At 39.8% G+C, this 17,461-nt stretch carries 28 protein-coding genes; 27 read left to right on the top strand and 1 reads right to left on the bottom strand.

The window, feature by feature from the left end:
* Positions 1-45: 45 nt before the first annotated feature.
* Positions 46-828, bottom strand: a complete 783-nt coding sequence (gene xth / locus BJB63x_RS03850; RefSeq protein WP_078719083.1) for an exodeoxyribonuclease III — start codon at positions 826-828, stop codon at positions 46-48.
* A gap of 470 nt (positions 829-1,298) precedes the next feature.
* On the opposite strand from xth, the gene rpsL reads away from it, so the two are divergent.
* The 27 genes from rpsL to BJB63x_RS03715 all read left to right on the top strand — a co-directional run bounded on the left by rpsL (position 1,299) and on the right by BJB63x_RS03715 (position 17,309).
* On the top strand, positions 1,299-1,670 hold the full coding sequence (gene rpsL / locus BJB63x_RS03845) for a 30S ribosomal protein S12 (protein WP_013545256.1): 372 nt from the start codon (positions 1,299-1,301) through the stop codon (positions 1,668-1,670).
* Between the two features lie 17 nt (positions 1,671-1,687).
* Positions 1,688-2,158, top strand: coding sequence for a 30S ribosomal protein S7 (gene rpsG / locus BJB63x_RS03840; RefSeq protein WP_078719082.1), 471 nt, complete (start codon positions 1,688-1,690; stop codon positions 2,156-2,158).
* 32 nt (positions 2,159-2,190) lie between these two features.
* Complete coding sequence (gene fusA / locus BJB63x_RS03835; RefSeq protein WP_078719081.1) at positions 2,191-4,275, top strand: elongation factor G; 2,085 nt, start codon at positions 2,191-2,193, stop codon at positions 4,273-4,275.
* Between the two features lie 76 nt (positions 4,276-4,351).
* Complete coding sequence (gene tuf / locus BJB63x_RS03830; RefSeq protein WP_078719047.1) at positions 4,352-5,527, top strand: elongation factor Tu; 1,176 nt, start codon at positions 4,352-4,354, stop codon at positions 5,525-5,527.
* A gap of 67 nt (positions 5,528-5,594) precedes the next feature.
* Positions 5,595-5,903, top strand: coding sequence for a 30S ribosomal protein S10 (rpsJ, locus tag BJB63x_RS03825; protein WP_078719080.1), 309 nt, complete (start codon positions 5,595-5,597; stop codon positions 5,901-5,903).
* Positions 5,904-5,930: 27 nt separating this feature from the next.
* Positions 5,931-6,671: a 50S ribosomal protein L3 gene (gene rplC / locus BJB63x_RS03820; protein WP_078719079.1), complete on the top strand. Its 741-nt coding sequence runs from the start codon at positions 5,931-5,933 to the stop codon at positions 6,669-6,671.
* Positions 6,671-7,291, top strand: a complete 621-nt coding sequence (gene rplD / locus BJB63x_RS03815; RefSeq protein ID WP_078719078.1) for a 50S ribosomal protein L4 — start codon at positions 6,671-6,673, stop codon at positions 7,289-7,291. Before rplC ends, rplD begins: the two co-directional genes overlap by 1 nt.
* The gene (locus BJB63x_RS03810; RefSeq protein WP_078719077.1) at positions 7,288-7,581 is read left to right on the top strand and encodes a 50S ribosomal protein L23; all 294 of its coding nucleotides are present in this window, start codon (positions 7,288-7,290) and stop codon (positions 7,579-7,581) included. Before rplD ends, BJB63x_RS03810 begins: the two co-directional genes overlap by 4 nt.
* Before the next feature lie 25 nt (positions 7,582-7,606).
* Entirely contained in the window at positions 7,607-8,440 is an 834-nt protein-coding gene (gene rplB / locus BJB63x_RS03805) for a 50S ribosomal protein L2 (protein ID WP_078719076.1), read from the top strand.
* Positions 8,441-8,455: 15 nt separating this feature from the next.
* Positions 8,456-8,734 (top strand): 30S ribosomal protein S19, encoded by a 279-nt coding sequence (gene rpsS / locus BJB63x_RS03800; protein ID WP_013545248.1) that lies wholly within the window; start codon positions 8,456-8,458, stop codon positions 8,732-8,734.
* Positions 8,735-8,736: 2 nt separating this feature from the next.
* Positions 8,737-9,126: a 50S ribosomal protein L22 gene (gene rplV / locus BJB63x_RS03795; protein WP_078719075.1), complete on the top strand. Its 390-nt coding sequence runs from the start codon at positions 8,737-8,739 to the stop codon at positions 9,124-9,126.
* Complete coding sequence (gene rpsC / locus BJB63x_RS03790) at positions 9,126-9,836, top strand: 30S ribosomal protein S3 (protein WP_078719074.1); 711 nt, start codon at positions 9,126-9,128, stop codon at positions 9,834-9,836. The genes rplV and rpsC overlap by 1 nt, the downstream gene beginning before the upstream one ends.
* Before the next feature lie 37 nt (positions 9,837-9,873).
* Positions 9,874-10,287 (top strand): 50S ribosomal protein L16, encoded by a 414-nt coding sequence (rplP, locus tag BJB63x_RS03785; protein WP_078719073.1) that lies wholly within the window; start codon positions 9,874-9,876, stop codon positions 10,285-10,287.
* A gap of 12 nt (positions 10,288-10,299) precedes the next feature.
* Positions 10,300-10,500, top strand: a complete 201-nt coding sequence (gene rpmC / locus BJB63x_RS03780) for a 50S ribosomal protein L29 (protein WP_078719072.1) — start codon at positions 10,300-10,302, stop codon at positions 10,498-10,500.
* 11 nt (positions 10,501-10,511) lie between these two features.
* Positions 10,512-10,751, top strand: a complete 240-nt coding sequence (gene rpsQ, locus BJB63x_RS03775; RefSeq protein WP_078719071.1) for a 30S ribosomal protein S17 — start codon at positions 10,512-10,514, stop codon at positions 10,749-10,751.
* A gap of 147 nt (positions 10,752-10,898) precedes the next feature.
* Entirely contained in the window at positions 10,899-11,267 is a 369-nt protein-coding gene (rplN, locus tag BJB63x_RS03770; RefSeq protein WP_078719070.1) for a 50S ribosomal protein L14, read from the top strand.
* Between the two features lie 12 nt (positions 11,268-11,279).
* Positions 11,280-11,588: a 50S ribosomal protein L24 gene (gene rplX, locus BJB63x_RS03765; protein WP_078719069.1), complete on the top strand. Its 309-nt coding sequence runs from the start codon at positions 11,280-11,282 to the stop codon at positions 11,586-11,588.
* Positions 11,588-12,145 (top strand): 50S ribosomal protein L5, encoded by a 558-nt coding sequence (gene rplE, locus BJB63x_RS03760; RefSeq protein WP_078719068.1) that lies wholly within the window; start codon positions 11,588-11,590, stop codon positions 12,143-12,145. The genes rplX and rplE overlap by 1 nt, the downstream gene beginning before the upstream one ends.
* A gap of 24 nt (positions 12,146-12,169) precedes the next feature.
* Positions 12,170-12,475, top strand: coding sequence for a 30S ribosomal protein S14 (gene rpsN / locus BJB63x_RS03755; protein ID WP_078719067.1), 306 nt, complete (start codon positions 12,170-12,172; stop codon positions 12,473-12,475).
* 14 nt (positions 12,476-12,489) lie between these two features.
* Positions 12,490-12,888, top strand: a complete 399-nt coding sequence (gene rpsH, locus BJB63x_RS03750; protein ID WP_078719066.1) for a 30S ribosomal protein S8 — start codon at positions 12,490-12,492, stop codon at positions 12,886-12,888.
* 38 nt (positions 12,889-12,926) lie between these two features.
* Positions 12,927-13,460 (top strand): 50S ribosomal protein L6, encoded by a 534-nt coding sequence (rplF, locus tag BJB63x_RS03745; protein WP_078719065.1) that lies wholly within the window; start codon positions 12,927-12,929, stop codon positions 13,458-13,460.
* Positions 13,461-13,472: 12 nt separating this feature from the next.
* Positions 13,473-13,835 carry a 50S ribosomal protein L18 gene (rplR, locus tag BJB63x_RS03740; RefSeq protein WP_078719064.1) on the top strand — a complete coding sequence of 121 codons (363 nt, stop codon included), beginning with the start codon at positions 13,473-13,475 and terminating at the stop codon, positions 13,833-13,835.
* Positions 13,836-13,950: 115 nt separating this feature from the next.
* Entirely contained in the window at positions 13,951-14,499 is a 549-nt protein-coding gene (gene rpsE, locus BJB63x_RS03735; RefSeq protein ID WP_078719063.1) for a 30S ribosomal protein S5, read from the top strand.
* A 29-nt stretch (positions 14,500-14,528) separates the two neighbouring features.
* Positions 14,529-14,735: a 50S ribosomal protein L30 gene (gene rpmD, locus BJB63x_RS03730; protein ID WP_078719062.1), complete on the top strand. Its 207-nt coding sequence runs from the start codon at positions 14,529-14,531 to the stop codon at positions 14,733-14,735.
* A gap of 20 nt (positions 14,736-14,755) precedes the next feature.
* On the top strand, positions 14,756-15,223 hold the full coding sequence (gene rplO, locus BJB63x_RS03725; RefSeq protein ID WP_078719061.1) for a 50S ribosomal protein L15: 468 nt from the start codon (positions 14,756-14,758) through the stop codon (positions 15,221-15,223).
* A gap of 164 nt (positions 15,224-15,387) precedes the next feature.
* Entirely contained in the window at positions 15,388-16,734 is a 1,347-nt protein-coding gene (secY, locus tag BJB63x_RS03720; protein WP_078719060.1) for a preprotein translocase subunit SecY, read from the top strand.
* Positions 16,731-17,309, top strand: a complete 579-nt coding sequence (locus tag BJB63x_RS03715; protein WP_078719059.1) for an adenylate kinase — start codon at positions 16,731-16,733, stop codon at positions 17,307-17,309. Before secY ends, BJB63x_RS03715 begins: the two co-directional genes overlap by 4 nt.
* Positions 17,310-17,461: the final 152 nt, after the last annotated feature.

Genomic DNA, 17,461 nt, shown 5'->3' with positions numbered 1-17,461 from the left:
AAGTGGGATTTTTTATATATCCTATAAAACAAAAATTATATTTCATTAATTACAGTTGAGTTCGATCCAAATGGGAATGTGGTCTGATGGTTTTTGATATCCTCTTACTTCTGTTTGACAGTACGCACAAATCAATTGATCTGTAGCTTCTGGCGATAATAATAAATGGTCAATACGTATACCATTATTTTTTTTCCATGCACCAGCTTGAAAATCCCAAAAACTAAACGATGGGGTGTCTGTAACACTCCGTATAGCGTCATAGAAACCTAAATGAGAAATACATTGAAATATTTGCCTTGTTTGAGGAAGAAATAAAGCATCATTGCTCCATTCTTGGGGGTTTTTTGCATCTAATAGGGTCGGAATGACATTATAGTCACCCGCGAGGATTAGAGGTTCTTCATATGCAAGTAATGCTTTTGCATGTGTATACAATCTCTTCATCCATTCCATTTTATAAAGGTATTTTTCGTTATTAATAGGATTGCCATTTGGAAGATAGAGAGAAGCAACACGAATACTCCCTTTATTTGTTGAATAAACAGTTTCAATATAACGTGCTTGCTTATCATTATTATCACCTGGTAATCGACGAATAATTTCATCGGGTACTTTTTTAGAGAGAATTGCAACACCATTAAAGCTTTTTTGTCCATGTGTTTCTATATGGTAGCCTAAACTTTCAATTGTATCACGCGGGAAATTCTCATCAACACTTTTAATCTCTTGCAAGCAAACTATATCAGGTTGATACTGTTTTAGCCATTTACATAACGTTTCATGTCGCGCTTTTATACCGGCTATATTCCATGTTGCTATTTTCATACTGTTTAATTTTAAGTATCAGGTGTGTGATTAGCAAGTCGTTCTGTTAAGTATTATGCAATTACCCCCAATATATTATAGCACATTTTGTTGTGTGAGCTTATTATTTTGTGTATTAGCTTTTTTGCTTATTGAATTTTTACTTTTACAAATTTTTCTGATGTTTGGTACTTGACGAACGTATGTGTTCCCGCTATTAGAAACTATCATGATCGGTATGAAAGTGATTAAGGATTAGGATGATTTTAGGTTCATCTTAAGGAAAATTTGTAAGATCTAAAAGCAAATGCTAGTGCTAATGCAAGAGGCAAATGCCTCCTATGCTGGTAGTCGGGTAAACTGTTTATACAGTCGTGCCCGATTTTGTATTATGAACTATGTATTTATTCTGAGTTTTATCGGAGTAGATTTGTGATAATAGAAGCCCAAGTGGGTACGACGAATGCAGATTGTTTAAAGAGGAAGGTTGTATGCCTACCGTAAATCAGTTGATTAGAAAGCCACGAGTAGTGCCAGTTAAACGCAATAAGGTTCCTGCTCTTCAAGAGAATCCCCAAAAACGTGGTGTTTGTACGCGTGTATATACAACGACACCGAAGAAGCCCAATTCTGCTCTTCGTAAAGTTGCTAAAGTTCGTTTGACGAATGGGTTTGAGGTGATTGGTTATATTCCGGGTGAGGGGCATAATCTTCAAGAGCACTCTGTTGTGATGATTCGTGGTGGTCGTGTAAAGGATCTGCCCGGAGTTCGATATCACATTGTTCGTGGTTTGCTTGATACTCAGGGTGTCAAAAATCGTAAACAGCGTCGTTCTAAGTATGGCGCAAAGCGTCCAAAATAAATTGAGAGACAAAGCCAATGTCCCGTCGCCACAGAGCAGAAAAACGTGAAATTAATCCAGATCCTAAATACGGTGATTTGGTTATTGCGAAATTTATGAATGCCATTATGTTTGATGGTAAAAAGTCAGTAGCTGAGCGTATTGTTTATGGTGCGCTTGATTCTATTGAGAGTAAGGCTAAGACAAATCCTGTTGCTTTGTTTCATCAAGCGTTGGAAAATGTGGCTCCACATATTGAAGTTCGTTCGCGTCGTGTTGGGGGGGCAACTTATCAGGTTCCAATTGATGTCCGTCCTGATCGTCGCCAGGCTCTAGCTATTCGTTGGTTGATTGCAGCAGCACGTGGGCGAAATGAAACAACAATGATTAATCGCCTTTCTGGTGAGTTGGTTGATGCTGCTAATAATCGTGGTTCTGCAGTAAAAAAGCGCGAAGATGTTCATCGTATGGCCGAGGCTAATCGTGCGTTTTCTCATTATCGCTGGTAAGGTGTATTTAGAAAAAATCTAAGGCAAAAAGAATGGCTCGCGAATATAAAATTGAGGACTATCGTAATTTTGGTATTATGGCGCATATTGATGCCGGTAAAACCACGATGACTGAGCGTATTTTATTCTACACTGGTAAGAATCACAAGATTGGCGAAACGCATGATGGTGCTTCTACGATGGATTGGATGGAGCAGGAGCAGGAGCGTGGTATTACAATTACATCTGCTGCAACGACTACTTTTTGGGAAGGGCGCGATGGTCGAAAGCGGCGCTTTAATATCATTGATACCCCTGGTCACGTTGATTTTACAATTGAAGTTGAGCGTTCTTTGCGTGTGCTTGATGGTGCTATAGCGTTGTTGGATGCGAATGCAGGCGTGGAGCCTCAAACGGAAACTGTTTGGCGACAGGCTGAGAAGTATCATGTACCCCGTATGATATTTGTTAATAAGATGGATAAGATTGGGGCTGATTTCTATCGTAGTGTAGAAATGGTTTCTTCTCGGTTGGGTGCTAGGGCGCTTGTTCTACAGTTGCCAATTGGTGCTGAAAATGATTTTGAAGGTGTTGTTGATCTTATCGAGATGAAGGCGTTGACATGGGATGGTTCTATTGGGGTTTCAGCTACGGTAAGTGATATACCTAATGAATTAAAGGAAAAGGCAGAAGAATACCGGGAAAAATTGATTGAGATGGCTGTTGAAGTTGATGAAGCCGCAACGGAAGCTTATTTGGAGGGGGTTATGCCAACCAATGAGCAGCTTGTTGCTCTTGTTCGTAAAGGTACAATAAAAGTTCAGTTTCATCCGGTTCTTTGTGGTACAGCCTTTAAAAATAAAGGCGTTCAACCACTTTTAGATGCTGTTGTTTCTTATCTTCCTTCTCCAGTTGATGTTCCAGCTATTAATGGTATTGATGTTAAGACTGAGACTGAAACGACCCGTGAATCTTCGGATGAGGCTCCGCTTTCTATGCTTGCTTTTAAGATTATGAATGACCCGTTTGTAGGATCATTGACTTTTTGTCGTATTTATTCTGGTAAGGTTCAAAAAGGTATTTCTCTTGAAAATACTGTGAAGGGAAAGAGAGAGCGTTTGGGACGTATGCTTCAGATGCATTCTAATTCTCGTGAGGATATTGAAGAGGCGTTTGCGGGTGATATTGTTGCTCTTGCTGGTCTTAAGGAGACAACAACGGGTGATACTCTTTGTGATCCTTTGAAGCCTGTTATTTTAGAGCGAATGGAATTTCCTGAGCCTGTTATTGAAATTGCTATTGAGCCGAAAACAAAGGCAGATCAAGAAAAAATGGGTCTTGCTCTTAATCGTTTGGCTGCTGAAGATCCTTCGTTTCGTGTTAAATCGGATGAGGAATCTGGTCAGACGATTATTGCTGGAATGGGTGAGCTTCATCTTGATATTATTGTTGATCGTATGCGGCGTGAATTTAAGGTTGAAGCTAATGTTGGACAGCCTCAAGTAGCTTATCGTGAATCGATAACGAAAGTTGCTGAAATTGATTATACTCATAAGAAGCAATCTGGTGGTTCTGGGCAATTTGCTCGTGTAAAAATTATTTTTGAACCTCATGATGGTGATGATTTCATTTTTGAATCAAAAATTGTTGGTGGTGCTGTCCCTAAAGAGTATATTCCAGGTGTTCAAAAAGGTATTGAAAGTGTTATGGGGTCAGGTCCTTTTGCCGGATTTCCTATGCTTGGTGTAAAAGCTACTTTGATTGATGGTGGCTATCATGATGTTGATTCTTCTGTTTTAGCCTTTGAGATTGCTGCGCGTGCAGCGTTTCGGGAAGGTGCGCAAAAAGCTGGTGCTCAGCTTCTTGAGCCAATTATGAAAGTAGAAGTTGTAACACCGGAAGATTATGTTGGTGATGTGATTGGTGATTTGAATTCTCGTCGAGGTCAGATTTCAGGTACTGAAACTCGTGGTATTGCGACGGTTGTGAATGCAATGGTTCCTTTGGCAAATATGTTTGGTTATGTAAATACACTTCGATCAATGAGTCAGGGAAGAGCTCAATATACGATGCAATTTGATCATTATGAGCCAGTTCCTTCAGCTGTAGCACAGGAGATTCAGAAAAAATACGCGTAATCAATATACGTAATTTATAATCGTATATTAATTTTAAACTTAGTTCATAATTTGAACAAAAAAATGGAGAGCTCAAATGGCAAAGAGCAAATTTGAACGTACGAAGCCACATGTTAATATAGGTACGATTGGTCACGTTGATCATGGAAAGACTTCATTGACGGCAGCGATTACGAAGTATTTTGGTGAATTTAAAGCATATGATCAAATTGATGCGGCACCTGAGGAGCGTGCTCGTGGTATAACGATATCTACTGCGCATGTTGAGTATGAAACGGAGAGCCGTCACTATGCGCATGTTGATTGTCCTGGTCATGCTGATTATGTTAAGAACATGATTACAGGTGCTGCGCAAATGGACGGAGCCATATTGGTTGTTTCTGCGGCGGATGGTCCTATGCCTCAGACGCGAGAGCATATTTTGTTGGCGCGTCAGGTTGGTGTTCCAGCGATTGTTGTTTTTCTGAATAAAGTTGATCAGGTTGATGATGCAGAGCTTTTAGAGCTTGTTGAGCTTGAGGTTCGAGAGCTTTTATCGAAATATGATTTTCCTGGAGACGATATTCCTATAGTTAAGGGGTCAGCTTTAGCAGCGCTTGAGGATTCTAATAAGAGTATAGGGGAAGATTCTGTTCGTCTTTTGATGAGTGAAATTGATAAATATATACCGACGCCTGAGCGTCCAGTTGATCAACCGTTTTTGATGCCTATTGAGGATGTATTTTCTATATCTGGTCGTGGTACGGTTGTTACGGGTCGTGTTGAGCGTGGTGTTATTAAAGTTGGTGAAGAAATAGAGATTATCGGTATCCGTCCTACATCTAAGACAACAGTTACTGGGGTTGAAATGTTTCGTAAACTTTTGGATCAAGGTCAGGCTGGTGATAATATTGGAGCTTTGCTTCGTGGTGTTGATCGAGAAGGGATTGAGCGTGGTCAGGTTTTGGCGAAGCCTGGTTCTGTTACGCCGCATACTAAGTTTAAAGCTGAAGCCTATATTTTAACGAAAGATGAAGGGGGTCGTCATACACCGTTTTTCACGAATTATCGTCCTCAGTTTTATTTTCGTACAACAGATGTTACCGGTATAGTTACGTTGCCAGAGGGAACGGAAATGGTTATGCCAGGTGATAATGTTGCTATGGATGTTTCTTTGATTGCGCCTATTGCAATGGAAGAGAAGCTCCGTTTCGCAATCCGAGAAGGTGGCCGTACCGTTGGTGCTGGTATCGTATCTAAAATCATTGAATAAATGAAATAATCGTTGAGAAATGTCTTTGATTGTTGAAGACATTTCGTATGATAGGGAAATAAAGAGCATGAATGGCCAGAATATCCGTATTCGCCTAAAGGCATTTGATCATTGGATTCTTGATGCATCAACGCGTGAGATTGTATCAACTGCTAAGCGTACTGGTGCTAATGTCCGTGGTCCTATTCCACTTCCAACACGGATTGAGAAGTTTACGGTTAATCGTGGGCCACACATTGACAAGAAGAGGCGTGAACAGTTTGAAATGCGTACACATAAACGTCTTCTTGATATTGTTGATCCGACACCACAAACGGTAGATGCGCTCATGAAGCTTGATCTTTCTGCTGGTGTGGATGTTGAAATCAAGCTCTGAGGTTTGAAGACAGAAGGAACAAACCCAATGCGTTCAGGTGTGATAGCACAGAAATTAGGTATGACTCGTATTTATAATGATGCTGGTGAGCATGTGCCAGTGACCGTGCTTCGTTTAAATAGATGTCAGGTTATTGCCCAGCGTACAGTTGAAAAAAATGGTTATACTGCTGTTCAATTAGGTGTGGGGTTTGCTAAAGTTAAAAATACGTCGCAAGCTCTTCGTGGACATTTTGCTAAAGCTGCAGTTGAACCAAAAGCTAAGATAGCGGAATTTCGTGTTAGTCCTGATAATCTACTTGATGTTGGTACTGAAATTACAGTGGAACATTTTGTGCCAGGTCAAAGAGTTGATGTAACAGGTACAAGTATTGGTAAGGGTTTTGCTGGTGTTATGAAGCGCCATAATTTTGGTGGGCATCGTGCTTCACATGGTAATTCAATTACACATCGTGCTCATGGTTCAACAGGTCAGTGTCAAGATCCGGGAAAGGTATTTAAAGGCAAAAAAATGGCTGGTCACATGGGGCAGGTGCGTGTAACAACTCAGAATGTTGAAGTTGTTTCTACAGATGTTGATCGTGGTTTAATTTTAGTGCGTGGTTCTGTTTCTGGTTCTAAAGGATCTTGGATTTTAGTGCGAGATGCTATAAAGAAACGTCTTCCTGATAATGCGCCAAAGCCTGCTGGTATTCGCCAGCTTGTTAGAGAAAAAACGGAAGCAATTCCCTTAATGGCGGAAGTTTCTGAAGCTGAGGGAGCTGAGTGATGGATCTTATGATAAAAACCTTTGATGGTAAAGAAGCCGGTAAAGTAAAGGTTTCTGAAAATATTTTTGGTCTTATTCCTCGTGAGGATATTTTGCAACGTGTTGTTCGTTGGCAGCTTGCACGTCGTCTAAAAGGAACACATCAGTCACAAGGTCGATCGGATGTATCACGGACAGGGGCAAAAATGTTCAAACAAAAAGGAACTGGGCGTGCTCGGCATTCTTCTGCTCGAGCACCGCAATTCCGAGGTGGTGGTAAAGCACATGGTCCGGTGATGCGGAGTCACGCGCATGGTCTTCCTAAAAAGGTTCGTGCTCTTGGATTACGTTTAGCTCTATCAGTCAAATTAAAAGAAGATAATTTGATTGTGGTTAATGAGTTTAATATTCGAGATGTAAAAACAAAAGTGTTGAGTGCGAGTTTTTCTAAACTTGGTTTCAATAATGCTTTATTAATTGGTGGAAAAGAAATTGATGTGAATTTTTTTCGTGCGGCATCTAATATTCCTAATATTGATGTTTTGCCGGTTCAGGGGATTAATGTTTATGATATTTTGCGTCGCGGCAAGCTTGTTTTATCAAAAGAAGCTGTTGAAGCCCTTGAGGAGCGTTTCAAATGACGAACCTTCACCATTATGATATAATTTTAAGTCCAGTTATTACTGAGAAATCGACTATGCTTTCTGAGTATGATCAAGTTATTTTTAATGTTGCACAGAAAGCTACAAAGTCTGAAATTAAAGCTGCTATCGAAGCGCTTTTTGGCGTAAAGGTTAAAGCAGTGAATACAATAATCCGTAAAGGTAAGATGAAGCGGTTCAAAGGCGTTGTTGGTCGGCAGAGTGATGTCAAAAAAGCGATTGTGACTCTTGTTAAGGGTCAATCAATAGATCTTTCGACAGGTTTATAAAAGGTTCGGAGATAGGAATGGAATAATGGCACTTAAGCACTTTAATTCAACTACGCCTGGACAGCGTCAGCTCGTTATTGTAGATCGCTCTGATCTTTATAAAGGTAAGCCTGTAAAAAGACTAACAGATGGTTTGTCGTCAAAGGGTGGACGCAATAATCATGGTAGAATTACTGCTCGTTTTCAAGGTGGTGGTCATAAACGTAGTTATAGGTTTGTTGATTTTAAACGTAGCAAGCGTGATATGTTTGCAAAAGTTGAACGTTTGGAATATGATCCAAATCGTACGGCTTTTATTGCATTGATTCGTTATGAAGATGGGCAATTGAGTTATATTCTTGCACCACAGCGTCTTGATATTGGTGATTCTGTTGTTGCGGGTTCAAATGTTGACGTTAAGCTAGGCAATGCAATGCCTCTTAGTAATATGCCTGTTGGTACTATTATTCATAATGTCGAAATGAAACCTGGAAAAGGTGGTCAAATTGCACGTTCAGCAGGGACTTATGCGCAGTTAGTAGGGCGAGATGAAGGGATGGCTATTCTTCGTCTTAATTCTGGCGAACAACGTTTGATTTCAGGTAATTGTTTTGCAACAGTTGGTGCTGTTTCAAATCCTGATCATGGGAATATTAGTGATGGTAAAGCTGGTCGGTCACGTTGGCGTGGCAAGCGTCCGCATGTTCGTGGAGTTGCTATGAATCCAGTTGATCATCCGCATGGTGGAGGTGAGGGTCGTACATCAGGTGGTCGTCATCCGGTGTCTCCTTGGGGTAAGCCTACAAAAGGTAAGCGTACACGCTCCAATAGAGTCACTGATAAATTTATTATGCGTTCGCGTCATCAGCGTAAGAAATAGGAAAGGTAGTCTAAGGTGGTTCGTTCAGTTTGGAAAGGTCCGTTTATTGACGGCTATCTTCTTAAGAAAGCAGAGAAAGTTCGTGCAAGTGGACGTAATGAGGTTATTAAAATATGGAGTCGCCGTTCTACTATTTTGCCACAATTTGTTGGCTTGACTTTTGGTGTTTACAACGGCAATAAACATATTCCTGTTTCTGTTTCTGAAGAGATGGTCGGGCATAAATTTGGTGAATTCGCTCCCACCCGAACCTATTATGGGCATGGTGCAGATAAAAAAGCGAAAAGGAAGTAGGAATGGGCAAAGCTAAGGCTCCACGGCAACTGAAAGATATTGAGGCGAAAGCTGTCGCCCGAACAATTCGTGTAAGTCCACAAAAGCTTAATTTGGTTGCTGCAATGATTCGTGGTAAAAAAGTTAATATGGCATTGGCTGATTTGACATTTTCGCGTAAGCGTATTGCTGGGACAGTTAGAAGTACTCTTGAGTCAGCGATTGCTAATGCAGAAAATAATCATGATCTTGATATTGATTCCTTGATTGTTGCAGAAGCGTATGTTGGTAAATCTATTGTAATGAAGCGTTTTCATGTTCGAGGGCGTGGTCGTGCTAGTCGAGTAAAACGTCCATTTTCCCATCTTACTATTATTGTTCGTGAAGTTGTCGAAAAAGGAGAGGTCGCGTAATGGGACAGAAGATCAATCCAATAGGACTTCGCCTTGGAGTTAACCGGACCTGGGATTCTCGTTGGTATGCTGATAATGGTGAATATGGGCGTCTTCTTCATGAAGATTTAAAAATTCGTTTGTATGTAACTGAAGAATTAAAACAAGCGGCTATTTCTAAGGTTGTTATTGAACGTCCTCATAAAAAGTGTCGTATAACAATTCATTCAGCGCGTCCTGGTCTTATTATTGGTAAAAAAGGTGCTGATATTGAGAAGTTGCGTCGTAAGCTTTCAGAAATGACTGATGCTGAAACTTCGCTGAATATTGTTGAAATTCGTAAGCCAGAGATTGATTCTACAATTATTGCTCAATCGATTGCTCAGCAACTTGAGCGTCGTGTTGCTTTTCGACGTGCAATGAAGCGTGCTGTTCAGTCAGCTATGCGTCTTGGAGCTGAGGGGATTCGTATTAATTGTTCTGGTCGTCTTGGAGGAGCTGAAATTGCTCGTATGGAGTGGTATCGTGAAGGTCGTGTTCCGCTTCATACGTTGCGGGCCGATGTTGATTACGGTACAGCAGAAGCTAAGACTGCTTATGGTGTTTGTGGTGTTAAAGTTTGGGTCTTTAAAGGTGAAATTCTTGAACATGATCCGATGGCTTCCGAGCGTCGTGCTACGGAAGGTGATCGGTCAGGTTCTTCATTGAATCGTCGCCGCGAAAATGCTTAATTTTTGTGGTTGAGTCAGAAATTTGGAGTAGAGAGCAATGTTGCAGCCAAAGCGCACAAAGTTCCGTAAACAATTTAAGGGTCGTATTCATGGTTCTTCGAAGGGAGGTACGGGTTTGAATTTCGGTGCTTACGGTTTGAAAGCTGTTGAGCCAGAGCGTATTACTGCCCGTCAAATTGAAGCGGTGCGTCGTGCAATTACACGTTATATGAAGCGTTCTGGTCGTGTATGGATTCGTATTTTTCCGGATGTCCCTGTTACGTCTAAGCCAACTGAAGTTCGTATGGGTAAAGGTAAGGGAAGTGTTGATTATTGGGCAGTACGTGTTGCGCCTGGGCGTGTTATGTTTGAACTTGATGGGGTTTCTGAAGATGTGGCGCGTGAAGCACTTAGATTAGGTGCGGCAAAGCTCCCTATTAAAACTCGTTTCGTACAGCGTATTGCTGAATAAAGAGGTTAAGCAATGAAAGCCGCAGAATTACGGGCACAAACGCTCGACCAAATGAAAAATGAATTGGCCAACTTGAAGAAAGAGCAGTTTAATCTGCGTTTTCAGAAAGCAACAGGTCAGTTAGAAAAGACTGCACGTGTTAAACAAGTTCGTCGTAACATTGCACGTATTAAAACGTTTCTTCGTCAAAAAATGGACGAAAACAAGATTTAAGGAAATAAGAGATGCCTAAACGCATTTTGCAAGGTGTTGTCGTTAGCGACAAGAGTGATAAGACTGTAGTTGTCAGGGTAGAGCGCCGTTATTCTCATCCGTTGCTTCAAAAAACGGTTCGGCAATCTAAAAAGTATAAAGCACATGATGAAAATAATCAGTTCAAAATTGGAGAACGGATTTTTATTCAGGAATCTAAGCCGATTTCGAAAGATAAATGTTGGATTGTTATTAAAGAAAGTACGGCGTAGTTAATTAGGCTAGTTGTTTTAAAATTTAAATTGGTTTATTTCCATTAGTGAATTTTCAAACAAGAGCTTCATCATTATTTTGCAAGCAAGTTCGGGTGTGTTAAAGATTCATCCGGAGAGTGGGTTTTTAAGAAAAGGTGGCCATTCATGATTCAGATGCAAACAAACCTCGATGTTGCAGATAATTCTGGTGCACGTCGTGTCATGTGCATCAAAGTGTTAGGTGGTTCAAAGCGGAAATATGCTTTGGTCGGTGACATTATTGTTGTTTCGGTTAAGGACGCTATTCCTCGTGGTCGTGTAAAAAAAGGAGATGTGATGAAAGCTGTAGTGGTTCGTACTGCCAAAGGTATTCGTCGCGTGGATGGTAGTGTAATTCGTTTTGATAAGAATGCTGCTGTTTTAGTTGATAATAAGAAAGAACCGATTGGTACACGTATTTTTGGACCAGTTCCTCGCGAGCTTCGGGGTAAAAATCATATGAAGATAATTTCTCTTGCTCCTGAAGTATTGTAAGGAGTAAATATCATGCAGAAGATTCGAAAAGGTGATAAAGTGATTGTCTTGTCTGGTAAGGACAAAGGTTGCAAAGGTGAAGTCATCAAGGTGAATCGAAAGGAAAATAATGCCCTTGTTCTTGGGGTTAATATGGTTAAGCGTCATCAGCGTCAAACACAGAAGCAAGAAGCTGGGATTATTTCTAAGGAAGCTCCTATTCATTTATCTAATTTGGCGATTTCTGATCCTAAAGATGGTAAGCCTACACGTGTAGGCTTTCGTTTGAATGCGGATGGTAATAAGGTTCGTTTTGCCAAGCGTTCAGGAGAATTAATTTAATGGCTGAGAAAAACCAAAAGCCGCGTATGAAAACGCATTATTTTGAAGTGGTTCGTAAGGTGCTTCAAGAGAAGTTTAATTATAAAAATGAAATGCAAATTCCCCGTGTTGATAAGATTGTAATTAATATGGGGATTGGTGAAGCGACGGCTGATTCAAAAAAAACATCTATTGCAGCTGGAGATTTGGCATTGATAGCAGGTCAAAAAGCTGTTGTTACCTGTGCCCGTAATTCTATTGCAACATTTAAGGTGCGTGAAGGGATGCCAATTGGAGCTAAAGTAACATTACGTAAAGATCGTATGTTTGAATTTTTGGATCGTCTTATTACAATTGCACTTCCACGGGTTCGTGATTTTCGTGGTTTGAATCCAAAAAGTTTTGATAGTCGTGGTAATTTCGCTATGGGTATTAAAGAACATATTGTGTTTCCAGAAATTAACTACGATAAAATTGATCAGATTTGGGGTATGGATATTATTGTTTGTACGACAGCGAAAACGGATGATGAAGCACGTGAGTTATTGCGTGCTTTTAATTTTCCGTTTCGTTCGTGACGGCAAATATAGCGAGGTGAAATTATGGCCAAAGTGAGTGCCGTTGAAAAAAATAAGCGCCGTGAAAGGATGGTGAAGCGCTATGCTGCACGTCGTGCGCGTTTAAAAGCGATAGTAATGAATCAGGAAATTTTAATTGAAGAGCGCTTTAAAGCTTCTATCCAATTGGCAGGATTACCTCGTAATTCTGCGAAAGTTCGTGTTCGTAACCGTTGTGAAGTTTCGGGGCGTCCGCGTGCTTATTATCGTAAATTAAAGATGTCAAGGATTGCATTACGTGATCTTGGATCTTTGGGATATATTCCCGGAATTGTTAAGTCTAGCTGGTAAGAGGAGATTATTAGATGTCTATGTCAGATCCTCTTGGTGATATGTTGACCCGTGTTCGTAATGCACTTGCTCGTAAAAAGGGAAAGGTAGTCACTCCTGCATCTAAGCTTCGTGCACGGGTTCTTGATGTCCTTCAATCAGAAGGTTATATTCGTGGATATAATCAGATTGATTCTGGTAATGGGAAATCTTCGATTGAAATTGAGCTAAAATATTTTGAAGGTTCAGCTGTTATTCGCGAAATTTCGCGTGTTTCAAAACCGGGTCGTCGTGTGTATGTTTCTGCTAAAGCTATTCCTCCGGTAGCGAATGGTCTTGGTATTTCAATTTTGTCAACTCCCAATGGAGTGATGGCGGATCATGAAGCGCGTAAACAAAATGTTGGTGGAGAACTTCTCTGTCGTATTTTCTGATTAATTTTAAGAAAACGGAAGAAAAACAGGTTAGAACAATGTCTCGTATTGGAAAAAAACCCATTCCGGTTCCTTCTGGGATTACCGCTACTGTTGATGGTCAGTTAGTTAAAGCAAAAGGCCCGAAAGGTGAACTGAGCTATGTGGTTAATGATGAAGTTTTGGTTAAGCTTGATGGAAATATTGTATCAGTAGAGCCGCGTGATCAATCAAAGAATGCTCGCTCTAAATGGGGCATGTCTCGCTCGATGATTGAAAATATTTTTTGTGGTGTAAAAGATGGTTTTGAAAAGAGGCTTGAAATTAATGGTGTTGGTTATCGTGCTGCTTTGCAGGGTAAGGATATTCAGTTATCATTAGGTTTTTCTCATGATGTTATTTATAAAGTGCCGTTTGATGTTACTGTAACAGTTCCTAAGCCAACGGAAATTGTTGTCTCCGGAATTGATAAACAAAAAGTTGGACAAGTAGCGGCAGAGATTCGCGAATATCGGGCACCTGAGCCTTATAAGGGTAAGGGTGTAAAGTATGCAGATGAGCATATTGTCCGTAAAGAAGGTAAAAAGAAATAAGGATTTCGTGACATGGTTTCTCCTAAGGGAATTGTCCAACATAGAGCCCAACGTGTTCGTCGTCAAATTAAAGCAGTTGCTAATGGTCGTCCGCGGCTTAGTGTTTATCGTTCAAATCAAAATATTTATGCTCAGATTATTGATGATGCGCGTGGACATACTCTTGTTTCTGCATGTACTCTTGAAAAGGATTTGAAAAACTCTTTAAAAAGTGGTTCTGATAAAGAAGCTGCTTTTGTTGTTGGTAAGTTAATTGCTGAGCGTGCGAAAAAAATTGGTATTAATAAAGTTGTTTTTGATCGTGGACCATATGTTTATCATGGGAGAATAAAGGCTTTAGCCGAAGCTGCTCGTGAGGGTGGTTTAAACTTTTAAGTATGTTGCTTAGAAAGTTTAGTAAGGAGATCTTTAGGATATTTCGTGTGAGTTCCTTTGATTTCGTGCTGGGACTTTAGTTAGCGTGCTTCCGGAAAAGAAAAAGGAATGAGGAATGGCACAAAAAGAACGTAGTGATCGGGATGAACGTGATAATGAATTTGTTGATAGACTTGTTCATATTAATCGTGTTTCTAAAGTTGTGAAGGGTGGTCGGCGTTTTGGTTTTGCTGCGCTTGTTGTTGTTGGAGATCAAAAAGGGCGTGTTGGTTTTGGTCATGGTAAAGCACGTGAAGTGCCTGAGGCAATTCGTAAGGCTACAGAATCTGCAAAACGTGAAATGATTTATGTACCACTTCGGTCTGGGCGTACATTGCATCATGATGTTGAAGGTCGTCATGGAGCCGGTTATGTTTTGATGCGTGCGGCCTCTGCTGGTACTGGTATTATTGCTGGTGGGCCAATGCGTGCTATTTTTGAGACACTTGGTATGCAAGATATTGTTGCAAAATCATTAGGTTCTTCAAATCCCTATAATATGGTTCGTGCGACTTTTGATGCATTAAAGCGCCAGATGCATCCTAAGGATATTGCGGCACAGCGAGGCATTAAATATTCGGTGTTGCAGGCGCGTCGTAAAAATTTGATTGATTCGGAAGAATAGTATCTGAGTTTATCGAAGAGGGAATAAAAATGGTTCAAAAGAAATCTCAGATTAGCAGAACTATAACAATAGAGCAGATTAGAAGCCCAATTCGGAAGCCGCAGATTCAGCGTGCAACGTTAAAGGGGCTTGGATTAAATAAAATGCATCGCCGTCGTACTTTAGAAGATACACCTTGTGTGCGGGGTATGATTGCTAAGATTCAATATCTTGTTCGGGTTATAAGTGAAAATTGAAAGTTGCAGGAGTATATAGAATGAAGCTCAATCAATTACGTGATCATGAAGGCGCAACAAAGAGCCGTAAGCGTATTGGGCGTGGTATTGGTTCTGGAACTGGTAAAACTGGTGGTTGCGGTGTTAAAGGACAGAAGTCGCGCTCTGGTGTTTCACTTAATGGTTTCGAAGGGGGACAGATGCCTATCTATCGCCGTCTACCAAAGCGCGGATTTAAGAATTTGTTTTCTAAGGTTTACAATGAGGTTTCATTAGGTCGTATTCAGTTAGCAGTTGATGCAGGTAAATTGGATATTGAGAAATCAGTTGATATTGTTGCATTAAAAGAAGCTGGTGTTATTCGTCGTGTAAAAAGTGGTGTTCGTCTTCTTTCCGATGGAGAATTAAAGGCTAAGATTATATTTAATGTTTCTGGTGCTTCTGAAATGGCTCGTAAAAAGATTGAAAAAGTTGGTGGTCAGGTTAATCTTGGCGAAGTTATCCAGTAATTATTATAACATAAATAATTAAGTCCTTTTAGTTTATTATTCATAGAGAATGTTGAGCCTTTCATTAATTTCTATATGGTGGTGTGAATTTTAAAGATTATGCTTATTTTTTAAAGATTATGCTTATTTAAGTAAACAGTTAGCATATAAACTGGAGAAAATTTATGGCATCGGCTGCAGAACAATTTGTTTCTAATATGAATTTTAGCGCTTTTTCGCGTGCAACTGAATTAAAAAAGCGCATTTGGTTTACTCTGGCTGCGCTTCTTGTATATCGTTTTGGTACTTATATTTCTTTGCCTGGCATTAATATTGATGTTTTACGACAAACATTTGAGCATCATTCATCCGGTGTGTTAGGGCTGTTTAATATGTTTGCTGGGGGTGCTGTTGGGCGTATGGCAATTTTTGCATTAGGTATAATGCCTTATATATCAGCATCAATTATTGTACAACTACTAATATCGATTGTTCCTTCATTAGAAGCTCTTAAAAAAGAGGGTGAATTAGGTCGTAAAATCATCAATCAATATACTCGTTACATGACAGTCATATTGGCAATTTTACAGGCTTTTGGTATTGCAGTTGCCCTTGAAACTGGTATAGGAACAGGCCTTCAAATTGTTATAGAACCAGGTATAATGTTTCGTATTTCGGCAGTTATTTCATTAGTTGGGGGGACAATATTTTTAATGTGGCTTGGTGAACAGATTACATCACGTGGTGTTGGTAATGGAGTTTCTCTCATTATTTTTGCGGGTATTGTGGCAAATTTTCCTTCTACTTTTGCCCAACTTTTAACTGCTCATAGTCAGGCTGATTTATCAACTTTTTTATTAATAGGAATTGTTGTTATTGCTGTTTTTGTTATTGGAGTTATTGTTTTTGTAGAGCGTGCACAACGAAGAATTATTATTCAGTATCCAAAACGTCAAGTTGGAAACCAGATGTTTCAAGGTGATATGTCTCATTTTCCTTTGAAGTTAAATACCGCTGGTGTTATTCCACCAATTTTTGCTTCATCTTTATTGTTATTACCTGCAACCATTAATAATTTTTCTGACAAAATGCCACAATGGATTCAAGCTATTTCTTTTTTTCTTGGTCATGGACAGCCACTTTATATGATTGTTTATGCTGCTTTGATGGCATTTTTTTGCTTTTTCTATACAGCTATTGTGTTCAATCCGAGTGATACAGCAGAACAATTAAAAAGGCATTCTGGTTTTATTCCAGGGATTCGTCCTGGTGAGCGCACAGCTGAATATATTGATTACGTTTTAACACGTATTACTGTTATCGGAGCTATTTATATTATTCTGATTTGTTTACTTCCTGAATTTATGATATCGACTTTGCATGTTCCTTTTTATCTTGGTGGTACATCTTTACTCATTGTTGTCACTGTTACGCTTGATACAATTGCCCAAATCCAGGGGAATCTTGTTGCACATCAATATAAGGGATTAATTGAAAAATCAAAACTCCGTGGGGGCAGAAGAAAACGATGAGACTGATTCTTTTAGGTCCTCCTGGGGCGGGTAAAGGTACGCAGGCTAAAATCCTCACTGAGGAATACAATATTCCTCAATTATCGACAGGTGATATGTTGCGTGCAGTTATTATGAAGGAGACAGAAGTTGGTAAAATAGCTAAAGCGGTTATGGAATCAGGTTCTTTGGTTTCTGATGATATTGTTAATCAAATTGTATCAGATCGCATTAGTGAAAGTGATTGCACAAAGGGTTTTATATTGGATGGATATCCGAGGACCCTGGTACAAGCGGAAGCACTGCAAAAAATTTTAAAATCAAAAAATGGGCAACTTGATGCGGTTATTAAACTTGTTGTTGATGAAGATGCATTGATTGAGCGTATGAAAAAACGCGTACAGGATACAATTTTTTCTGGTGGACAGGTTCGTTCTGATGATAATCCTGATGCTTTTGCAAAACGATTAGTTGAATATCGAGAAAAAACAGCTCCTGTATCAGAGTTTTATTCAGCTATTGGATTACTAAGAACAGTTGACGGAATGGCTAATGTTTCTGATGTATCGCGTGCAATTAAAAAACTCTTTACATGAAGGAGTTTTTCAGAAACAAACGAAAAGAGTTGACTTTTATAATGAAATCTATCAGAAATCGCTTTGATTCATTTCGGTAGGGAATAACGGGGTTCGGAGTATATTTAAGCCGGAGCCATTTTTTTCTATAAAATGGTTCAAGTATTTTATAG

The sequence above is a fragment of the Bartonella sp. JB63 genome, assembly GCF_002022665.1.
Classification (GTDB): Bacteria; Pseudomonadota; Alphaproteobacteria; order Rhizobiales; family Rhizobiaceae; genus Bartonella.
This window is presented reverse-complemented; position numbering and strand designations above follow the sequence as displayed.

What these genes read in the sequence shown, in the direction of transcription:
- rpsH (WP_078719066.1), top strand. Translation starts at nt 12,490, where the DNA reads ATGTCTATGTCAGATCCTCTTGGTGATATGTTGACCCGTGTTCGTAAT.
- BJB63x_RS03810 (WP_078719077.1), top strand. Translation starts at nt 7,288, where the DNA reads ATGACGAACCTTCACCATTATGATATAATTTTAAGTCCAGTTATTACT.
- rpsG (WP_078719082.1), top strand. Translation starts at nt 1,688, where the DNA reads ATGTCCCGTCGCCACAGAGCAGAAAAACGTGAAATTAATCCAGATCCT.
- rplV (WP_078719075.1), top strand. Translation starts at nt 8,737, where the DNA reads ATGGGCAAAGCTAAGGCTCCACGGCAACTGAAAGATATTGAGGCGAAA.
- rpsN (WP_078719067.1), top strand. Translation starts at nt 12,170, where the DNA reads ATGGCCAAAGTGAGTGCCGTTGAAAAAAATAAGCGCCGTGAAAGGATG.
- xth (WP_078719083.1), bottom strand. Translation starts at nt 828, where the DNA reads ATGAAAATAGCAACATGGAATATAGCCGGTATAAAAGCGCGACATGAA.
- BJB63x_RS03715 (WP_078719059.1), top strand. Translation starts at nt 16,731, where the DNA reads ATGAGACTGATTCTTTTAGGTCCTCCTGGGGCGGGTAAAGGTACGCAG.
- rpsQ (WP_078719071.1), top strand. Translation starts at nt 10,512, where the DNA reads ATGCCTAAACGCATTTTGCAAGGTGTTGTCGTTAGCGACAAGAGTGAT.
- tuf (WP_078719047.1), top strand. Translation starts at nt 4,352, where the DNA reads ATGGCAAAGAGCAAATTTGAACGTACGAAGCCACATGTTAATATAGGT.
- rplC (WP_078719079.1), top strand. Translation starts at nt 5,931, where the DNA reads ATGCGTTCAGGTGTGATAGCACAGAAATTAGGTATGACTCGTATTTAT.
- rplX (WP_078719069.1), top strand. Translation starts at nt 11,280, where the DNA reads ATGCAGAAGATTCGAAAAGGTGATAAAGTGATTGTCTTGTCTGGTAAG.
- rplP (WP_078719073.1), top strand. Translation starts at nt 9,874, where the DNA reads ATGTTGCAGCCAAAGCGCACAAAGTTCCGTAAACAATTTAAGGGTCGT.
- rpmC (WP_078719072.1), top strand. Translation starts at nt 10,300, where the DNA reads ATGAAAGCCGCAGAATTACGGGCACAAACGCTCGACCAAATGAAAAAT.
- rplO (WP_078719061.1), top strand. Translation starts at nt 14,756, where the DNA reads ATGAAGCTCAATCAATTACGTGATCATGAAGGCGCAACAAAGAGCCGT.
- rpsE (WP_078719063.1), top strand. Translation starts at nt 13,951, where the DNA reads ATGGCACAAAAAGAACGTAGTGATCGGGATGAACGTGATAATGAATTT.
- rplR (WP_078719064.1), top strand. Translation starts at nt 13,473, where the DNA reads ATGGTTTCTCCTAAGGGAATTGTCCAACATAGAGCCCAACGTGTTCGT.
- secY (WP_078719060.1), top strand. Translation starts at nt 15,388, where the DNA reads ATGGCATCGGCTGCAGAACAATTTGTTTCTAATATGAATTTTAGCGCT.
- fusA (WP_078719081.1), top strand. Translation starts at nt 2,191, where the DNA reads ATGGCTCGCGAATATAAAATTGAGGACTATCGTAATTTTGGTATTATG.
- rplF (WP_078719065.1), top strand. Translation starts at nt 12,927, where the DNA reads ATGTCTCGTATTGGAAAAAAACCCATTCCGGTTCCTTCTGGGATTACC.
- rpsJ (WP_078719080.1), top strand. Translation starts at nt 5,595, where the DNA reads ATGAATGGCCAGAATATCCGTATTCGCCTAAAGGCATTTGATCATTGG.
- rplB (WP_078719076.1), top strand. Translation starts at nt 7,607, where the DNA reads ATGGCACTTAAGCACTTTAATTCAACTACGCCTGGACAGCGTCAGCTC.
- rpmD (WP_078719062.1), top strand. Translation starts at nt 14,529, where the DNA reads ATGGTTCAAAAGAAATCTCAGATTAGCAGAACTATAACAATAGAGCAG.
- rpsC (WP_078719074.1), top strand. Translation starts at nt 9,126, where the DNA reads ATGGGACAGAAGATCAATCCAATAGGACTTCGCCTTGGAGTTAACCGG.
- rplD (WP_078719078.1), top strand. Translation starts at nt 6,671, where the DNA reads ATGGATCTTATGATAAAAACCTTTGATGGTAAAGAAGCCGGTAAAGTA.
- rplN (WP_078719070.1), top strand. Translation starts at nt 10,899, where the DNA reads ATGATTCAGATGCAAACAAACCTCGATGTTGCAGATAATTCTGGTGCA.
- rplE (WP_078719068.1), top strand. Translation starts at nt 11,588, where the DNA reads ATGGCTGAGAAAAACCAAAAGCCGCGTATGAAAACGCATTATTTTGAA.
- rpsL (WP_013545256.1), top strand. Translation starts at nt 1,299, where the DNA reads ATGCCTACCGTAAATCAGTTGATTAGAAAGCCACGAGTAGTGCCAGTT.